Source organism: Euryhalocaulis caribicus (assembly GCF_000412185.1).
Lineage (GTDB): Bacteria > Pseudomonadota > Alphaproteobacteria > Caulobacterales > Maricaulaceae > Euryhalocaulis > Euryhalocaulis caribicus.
The window spans coordinates 38326-45862 of record NZ_ASJA01000021.1; the positions used below are offsets into that span (position 1 = coordinate 38326).

Annotated in this window: 6 protein-coding genes; 2 read left to right on the top strand and 4 right to left on the bottom strand. The window is 63.2% G+C overall.

The genetic code is table 11. The features are described from left to right. The first annotated feature begins 84 nt into the window (after nucleotides 1-84). Nucleotides 85-888, top strand: a complete 804-nt coding sequence (locus L338_RS14450) for an ion transporter (RefSeq protein ID WP_022699113.1) — start codon at nucleotides 85-87, stop codon at nucleotides 886-888. Here the strand turns inward: L338_RS14450 and L338_RS14455 are convergent. Together L338_RS14455 and L338_RS14460 are read right to left on the bottom strand one after the other, a co-directional pair. After that, nucleotides 885-1493, bottom strand: coding sequence for a DUF1134 domain-containing protein (locus tag L338_RS14455; RefSeq protein ID WP_022699114.1), 609 nt, complete (start codon nucleotides 1491-1493; stop codon nucleotides 885-887). The genes L338_RS14450 and L338_RS14455 overlap by 4 nt on opposite strands. A 92-nt stretch (nucleotides 1494-1585) precedes the next feature. Beyond that, nucleotides 1586-3439 carry a M10 family metallopeptidase C-terminal domain-containing protein gene (locus tag L338_RS14460; protein ID WP_022699115.1) on the bottom strand — a complete coding sequence of 618 codons (1854 nt, stop codon included), beginning with the start codon at nucleotides 3437-3439 and terminating at the stop codon, nucleotides 1586-1588. 173 nt (nucleotides 3440-3612) lie between these two features. Between L338_RS14460 and lepA the strand changes: the two genes are divergently transcribed. Continuing rightward, a complete protein-coding gene (lepA, locus tag L338_RS14465) occupies nucleotides 3613-5421 on the top strand; it encodes a translation elongation factor 4 (RefSeq protein WP_022699116.1) in 1809 nt (602 codons plus the stop codon). Between the two features lie 238 nt (nucleotides 5422-5659). Here the strand turns inward: lepA and L338_RS18035 are convergent, their stop codons facing one another. Both L338_RS18035 and L338_RS14475 read right to left on the bottom strand, forming a co-directional pair. Further along, on the bottom strand, nucleotides 5660-6553 hold the full coding sequence (locus tag L338_RS18035; protein ID WP_033311517.1) for an HNH endonuclease: 894 nt from the start codon (nucleotides 6551-6553) through the stop codon (nucleotides 5660-5662). A 96-nt stretch (nucleotides 6554-6649) separates the two neighbouring features. Beyond that, nucleotides 6650-7126 carry a hypothetical protein gene (locus L338_RS14475; RefSeq protein WP_022699118.1) on the bottom strand — a complete coding sequence of 159 codons (477 nt, stop codon included), beginning with the start codon at nucleotides 7124-7126 and terminating at the stop codon, nucleotides 6650-6652. Between the last annotated feature and the right edge of the window lie 411 nt (nucleotides 7127-7537).

A 7537-nucleotide genomic window follows, 5' to 3' on the forward strand; every position in this document is an offset into this window, starting at 1 on the left:
ACCGCCCGCCGCGGCGCGTTCAATCGCAAATCGGTGAATCTTTCGATTTGACGCGCCCGATCGCGGCCTAGTTCACTAGGCGTTATGGATAGTTTTCGCGCGCGTCTCTGGGAAATCATCGACCCCGAAGAAGGGGAGATGAGCTGGTTCAACTGGCTGATCGTGATCCTGATCTTCGCCAGCCTCGTCATGCTGGCGCTGGAGACCGAAACCAGCCTGCGGGACGGCTTTCGCGGCCTGTTGCTCAGCGTTAATTTCCTGATCCTGCTGGTGTTCGCAGGGGAGTTCGCGCTGCGGCTCTGGGCGGCGGGCGTGGATGAGCGATGGCGCGGCGTGAAGGGGCATATCGACTATGTCGCCCGGCCGCACGTCATCGCCGATTTCCTGGCCTTCGGGCCGGAGCTTTCCGTCATCCTGTTCTTCCCGAATCTGGCCGAACAGCTGATGTTCCTGCGCGCGCTGCGCCTGTTGCGTCTTCTGCGGCTGGCCAGCTTCTTCCCGGTCTTCCGCCGCATCGGCCGCGCGCTGGCGGACGCCGCGCCGCAGCTGGGCGCGGCGGCGATGATCGCCTTCGGGGCGATCTTCATTTCCGCCTGCATCCTTTATTTCGCGGAATCGAAAATCCAGCCGGAAGCCTTCGGCTCCATTCCGCGCGCCCTGTGGTGGGCGGTCGCGACCCTGACCACGGTGGGCTATGGCGACGTCTATCCCGTCACCCTGTTCGGGCGCGTGGCCGCGGGCATGGCGGCGGTCACCGGCGTCGGGCTGGTCGCCCTGCCGGCCGGCATACTCGCCACCACGTTCGACCGCGAATTCTCGCGTCCGCCGCCGGATTCACCGGACCCCGACCATGACGAGGATGAGGACGAAGCGTCAGCCGCGCCCTAGAACGGGTTGATGCGCTTTTCGGGCGAAATCACCAGATACCCGACATTGGCGCCCAGACGCAGCCCGGCGCCGGAGCGGATCGGGGCCAGCGTCACGCCATCGGCGGACAGGTATTTCACGCTCATCCCGCCAACCAGATAGGCCGAGCCCTCAACGCCCGGATAGCGGCGATAGATATAGTTCGGGTCCGGCGGCAGATTATAGACAAGGATGAAGACGCGGCTGGCGTCGCCGCCCACGTCAAAGCCCAGGGACGGACCCTGCCAGTAGACTTCCTGCGCGCCGCCGGTTTTCAGCGTCAGATAGCCCTGACCGTAGCGCAGGCCCACGCCAATGGCGCCGGAGGCTTCCTGACCGGCGATATAGCCCACCGGGCGGCCCTGATCGGCGAAGATGCGCTCCACGGTCGTCGCCGCGGCCTCGCTGGTCACGCCGAAGAAATCGGCCACCGCCTCGGCGGTTTCGGCCTGATTGAACGTGTCGACTTCCTCGGAATAGACGCCGTCGGTCGCCAGCGGCTGCGGATTGGCGGGCGGCGGGCTTGAGGCGCAGGCCGCCATGAACAGGGCGGAAAGCGTTGCGGCGGCGGTAATGGCGGAGCGCATGGGGCGGGTCTCCCTTGGTTTGCGGAACGGACGCAGATTCGCGCCAGAGTAAGACCCCGCAATTAAGGCGAGAAGCAGGCGTTTCGTTCCATCTACAGGATGAAGTCCGCCGCCGAAGGCGGCGCGCCCCGCACCAGCACCTCGAAATCGGCCGCGCCGTCGCCGTCGACATCGCCGCGCAGCATCGCCGAATTGCCCGAAGCGCTGACGTCCACGCGCAATTGCCCGGCTGCGCCGGAAAAGTCGGCGACAATGGAAAACGCCTGATCGCCCGCCGCGCCCGCATCCGCATCAATGCCCGAAAGATCAATCATGTCGCCTTCGGCCGCGTTGAAATCGGCGAACACGTCGGGCAGATCCGCGCCCTGCCCGCTATCGGCGGCGGCCGACAGGACAAACCGGTCCGCGCCCTCGCCGCCGATCAGGCGATCCGCGCCGCTGCCGCCGTCCAGCAGATCCTCGTCTTCATCGCCGACCAGCCGGTCCGCCCCGGCGCCGCCGAACAGGGCGTCCCGCCCCTGTTCCCCGCGCATATTGTCATCGCCCGCTTCGCCATACATCCGGTCATGGCCCAGCTGGCCGCGGATAAAATCGGCGCCCGCGCCGCCGAACAGCGCGTCATTGCTGCCCCCGCCCAGCACTTCATCGTCGCCGTCATCGCCATAGAGGGCGTCCCCGCCCGATCCGCCGGCGAGGCGGTCTCCGCCCGGTCCACCGGACAGCATGTCCGCTCCGCGGTCGCCGAACAGACGGTCGGAATCATCCCCGCCGAACAGCGCGTCATTATCCGATCCCCCGCGCAGATAATCGCGCCCCGCGCCGCCGGTCAGCGTGTCATCGCCATCCAGCCCGGCCATCCGGTCGCGCCCGTCCCCGCCATCCAGCCCGTTATCTCCCTGATTGCCGTCGATCCGGTCATTGCCCGCCCCGCCGATCACGTTCTCGATCAGGGAGCGTTCGTCGCCCTGATAGAGATAGGCGTTGGCGACATTGGCGAACGCCCGGTGACCGGTCTGGTCCATGACCGCCAGCTGGTCCGGGTCAAAGACCGACCACGCCCCCGGCGCCAGATCCACCAGAACCCGGCCCGTATAGGCCGACAGGTCATAGGTATCGACGCCGTTCCCGTCCCAGATCGTGCGCAGGATTGTGTTGGTAATTGGAACGCCCTGTCCCTCGCCGTCGATGAACATCTCCCCGGTCTCGGGTGAGAAGGCATAGGTCGTGTCCCCGGCATGGGCCTCGAAATTCGCGCCATAGAGGTGCTGCAGCGCCTGAATGTCCAGCAGCATGAAGGATTGCGGCTGCCCGCCCTCCGGCGGGTTGCCGTTGCCGCGATTGGTGTTCGGATTGAAGCTCTGCCCCGCATAGGCCTTGTAGGACATCACCGTGTAGTCCAGCCCGTCATGGGATAGCGGGATCACGCTGCCCGTCCCGCTCTCGTCATGCGGGTGGCTGAGGCCCAGCGCGTGCCCGATCTCGTGCATCAGCACGCGCAGCCCCGCCCCGCCGACCGAGGCCGCGAACGGAACCTCGAACAGCGCCTTCTGCGACACCCAGACATCGCCTGACGCTTCGCTCGCCCCGGGCGTATAGGCCCAGGCGGTAAATCCGGCGTCATTGATCGCGCTGGTCTGGCCAAAGCGCAGCGTGCCCTGCTGGCCCGGCCCGTCCGGAACTTCCACGAAGTCCAGCGGAACCAGCTCCGAGACCAGCTGCAGCACGTATTCCGTCATCGCCTGCTTGTCGGCGTCGAACGGGATGAAGCCCGTATAGGGCTCGTCATGGGGGTCGCTGGTGTCGCCATATTCGCCCGGCTGGCCGTAATAGCCCGGCTGGGTCGGGAACTGGTAGGTGATCACCGCCTCGCCCCACACGGAATCGTCGAACACCAGCCCGTCGATCAACGGGTCTCCGGTCAGGGGCACGGTCTTCAACAGGGCCATGGGCGCTCCTTGCAGGCTCAGGCGGCGGACGGCCCGGGCAGTTTACGCCATCGCCGCGGCGCCCTCATGTGGACAATCCATTAAATCGGCGAACGGTCGCCGGCCTGCGACGAACGGCAATTGCTGGCGACACCGCTTTGCTCTTGGCCGCTGGATCGCTATATGCGCACGCCATGAGCACCGCCCCCGAAAAGATCCGCAACTTCTCCATCGTGGCCCATATCGACCACGGCAAGTCGACTCTGGCCGATCGCCTGATCCAGGTGACCGGCGGCCTGACCGACCGCGAGATGAAGGAGCAGGTGCTCGACAATATGGAGCTGGAGCGCGAGCGCGGCATCACCATCAAGGCCCAGACGGTCCGCCTCGACTATACCGCGCAGGACGGGGAGCATTACGTCCTCAACCTCATCGACACGCCCGGCCATGTCGACTTCGCCTATGAGGTCAACCGCTCCCTCTATGCCTGCGAGGGCGCGCTGCTGGTCGTCGACGCTTCACAGGGCGTCGAGGCGCAGACGCTGGCCAATGTCTATCAGGCCATCGACGTGGATCTGGAAATCGTCCCGGTCCTCAACAAGATCGACCTGCCCGCCGCCGACCCCGACCGCGTCAAGGAACAGATCGAGGACGTGATCGGCATTGACGCCTCGGAGGCCGTGCCGATCTCCGCCAAGACCGGCATGGGGATCGAGGACGTGCTGGAAGCGGTGGTCAAGCGCCTGCCCCCGCCCAAATCCGGCGATCCCGAAGCCCCGCTCAAGGCCATGCTGGTCGATAGCTGGTACGACGCCTATCTCGGCGTCATCTGTCTGGTCCGGGTGATCGAGGGCACGCTGAAGAAGGGCATGCGCGTGCGCATGATGGGCACGGGCGGGGTCTATAACGTGGACGATGTCGGCGTCTTCAAGCCGACCAAGACCTCCGTGAACGATCTTGGCCCCGGCGAGATCGGCTTCCTCAACGCCTCCATCAAACAGGTGCGCGACACCCGCGTCGGCGACACCGTCACCGACGACCGCCGGCCCACCGACAAGATGCTCCCCGGCTTCAAACCCGCCCAGCCGGTCGTCTTCTGCGGCCTGTTCCCGGTCGACGCCAATGATTTCGAGGATCTGCGCGAGGCCATCGAGAAGCTGGCCCTCAACGACGCCTCCTTCAGCCACGAGATGGAGACCTCCGCCGCGCTCGGCTTCGGCTTCCGCTGCGGCTTCCTCGGCCTTCTGCATCTGGAGGTGATCCGCGAGCGGCTGGAGCGGGAATATAATGTCGACCTGATCACCACCGCGCCCAGCGTCATCTATGACATCACGCTGACCGACGGCGAGACGGTGGAGCTGCACAACCCCGCCGACATGCCCGACCCGGTGAAGATCGACTCCATCGCCGAACCGTGGATCAAGGCGACCATCCTGGTCCCCGACGAATATATCGGCGGCGTCCTGAAGCTCTGCGAGGACCGCCGCGGCATCCAGAAGGAGCTGACCTATGCCGGCTCCCGCGCCATGCTGGTCTATGAGCTGCCGCTGAACGAGGTCGTCTTCGACTTCTATGACCGCCTGAAATCGGTCACCAAGGGCTATGCCTCCTTCGACTACCAGTTCCTGGAAACGCGCGAGGAAGACCTCGTCAAAATGTCCATCCTGGTGAATGAGGAACCGGTCGACGCCCTCTCCATGATCGTGCACCGCTCCCGCGCCGAAATGCGCGGCCGCGGCATGGTGGAAAAGCTCAAAGACCTGATCCCGCGCCAGATGTTCAAGATCCCGATCCAGGCCGCCATCGGCGGCCGCGTCATCGCTCGCGAGACCTTGTCCGCCATGCGCAAGGACGTCACCGCCAAATGCTACGGCGGCGACGTGACCCGAAAACGCAAGCTTCTGGAAAAGCAGAAAGCCGGCAAGAAAAAGATGCGCCAGTTCGGCAAGGTCGAAATCCCGCAGGAAGCCTTTATCGCGGCGCTGAAGATGGATAGCGACTAGGCGTTATTCAGGCACTCGATGGGCGATCCTGAAAATACCCGCTACTTACCGGGTCAAGGTCAAATTTGAGCGCAAACCCATCAATGAATTCGGTGGGGCTTTCACCCTGTCGGTGATGTTTACGTAAATCGGCTTCACTTATGCCCGCGTCAGCGAGGTCTATTGCGTAGCCTCTTTTGAGAAATGCATCAGCCTCACTGCGCCAATCGGAATAGGCTCTTCTAGTCATTGAAACCCTCTAGCCCTTGAAGCAGTTCTCTCGATGCCATTCTAAGAATGCCGGGTTTGGCTGATAACGCCCATCTTCCGGAACCGCGACCTCGCCAGTCGGCAAGAAAAACCTCTCCACGCCTTCTGGGAGGCGGCCCTTAGCGGTTAGCAACTTGTAGTCGTCATCGACGCTGATTAGGCCTCGATCGAACATCCAGTGAACTGTTCTTGAGAGCGCCAATCCGTTTCTTACTGAGTCAGGCCCGTCATGCGCGACTGGGCGGATATGGGCGGCTTCCATTTCGGCGCGACCACCGCCATTGATGATCTGTAGCCCAGTTACAGCACATCGAGAATCATAAGCATTGCGCACTTGTCGAGCGAACACTCGATCTCGGAATTTTCGGTTCGTAATTTGTTGAATTACAGGACGCTCAAACTCAAGCTGGTCCTCGGCTACACCATATAATGTTGGAGAAGAATCATCATTTTTTTCAGATACTTCCTCTAGTAATGCGCTCGCATAACCGGCTCGAACGACCAAATCGAACTCATCATCTGGGATACGGCGAACCGAGACACCCATGGCGCCCTTGCTGACCTGATCTTCTCCACGGTCCAGCTTGCTCTCCCAGAAGCCCCCATCTGGCTTTCGTAGCGGGACTTCTTCTGGGAATGGGAGAAAATTCGCTAGGTGCGCGTAAAAATGATCCGGTTTTTGGAAATCAGGTTCAATCGACTGGATAGTGGCGCACGCCCAATACATGAGCCGCCCGTTTTCACGACGCGGCTCATAAAACAAACAGCCGTCACCCACAGCCTCTTCAGCGGCGCGAAGATACTGCTTGGGAAAATGATACCATTTCCCCGGCTCGTCATCGTAGCCGCTGCCAGCGCGTTGAGTCAGAACGACTTTGGTCACGGTTCAACGATAAATCAGCGCGAAGGCGGTAAGCAAAGTATTTGAACTGAGCGCTGGCGTATCGCGCCCGACATTCGATCCTTCAAATAACGAGGATTATTCCTCCTCGCCCCACTTCAGCTGGAAATCGAAGCGCCGCTTGTTGGCGTTAAAGCGGAAATCCTGGGTGCAGCCGGTGGCGAAGTGGGGCGGCTCGCTTTGCCAGTCATAGCGCCACTGGCTGAGCGTTTCGGCGCCGTAGCCGACCGAGTCGCGCAGCGCGGCGTGCTCCAGATAATAGGGATCGCCCGTGAAAATGATGTTCACCGGCTGGCCCCCGGCATTGATGTCGTAGCGATAGGGGAAGCTGGTCTGGCGCAGCGCGCTGTCGCGGTCCGACAGCCAGATCATCTCGAACAGCTTGGGCGGAAACACCGGGTGGACCAGCGAGTCCACCGTCAGGTCCGCATCCGCGCAGGCCACGGTGGCGGGCGGAACCTCCGCCGGCGCCGTCGCCCCGCCAAACTCCGCCGTCGTGCCCACGCACCCGGCCAGCATCAGCGCGCCAGCGCCGCTCATCCAGATTGATTTCATGACATTCCTCCCCATGGCGTTGCACGCAGTCGGACGCAACCTGCCCCGCCGGTCAACCCTTGCGCGAGAAAAAGGGAGAGCGGGGAAGTTTGCGGGGGAAGTTTGCGTGTTCTGAACCCCGCCTTCGAGACGCCCTCCCGGGCTCCTCAGGCTAAGGTTTGGGGTTGGAAGTCGCTGTTTCTCCACCCCTTCCCATCACCCTTCCCCTGAGGAGCCGCGCCAGGGGCGCGGCGTCTCGAAGGGCCAGAAAACAGGGACAATCCCGAAAATATCAGACCGGGTCCCGGGACGGCGTAAGCTCGTCGGTGTTTGCCGTCATGCGAGGGGCTTCGGATCCGGTCGCCCGAGGGACGGAGTTGAACGCGGTTCCCGGGATACGGCAGGGTCTGACCAGACCGTGCGCGTCCCGGC

Bases quoted from the DNA above. Each gene is read 5' to 3' on its own strand.
- L338_RS14450 (WP_022699113.1), top strand. From the start codon at position 85: ATGGATAGTTTTCGCGCGCGTCTCTGGGAAATCATCGACCCCGAAGAA.
- L338_RS14455 (WP_022699114.1), bottom strand. From the start codon at position 1,493: ATGCGCTCCGCCATTACCGCCGCCGCAACGCTTTCCGCCCTGTTCATG.
- L338_RS14460 (WP_022699115.1), bottom strand. From the start codon at position 3,439: ATGGCCCTGTTGAAGACCGTGCCCCTGACCGGAGACCCGTTGATCGAC.
- lepA (WP_022699116.1), top strand. From the start codon at position 3,613: ATGAGCACCGCCCCCGAAAAGATCCGCAACTTCTCCATCGTGGCCCAT.
- L338_RS14475 (WP_022699118.1), bottom strand. From the start codon at position 7,126: ATGAAATCAATCTGGATGAGCGGCGCTGGCGCGCTGATGCTGGCCGGG.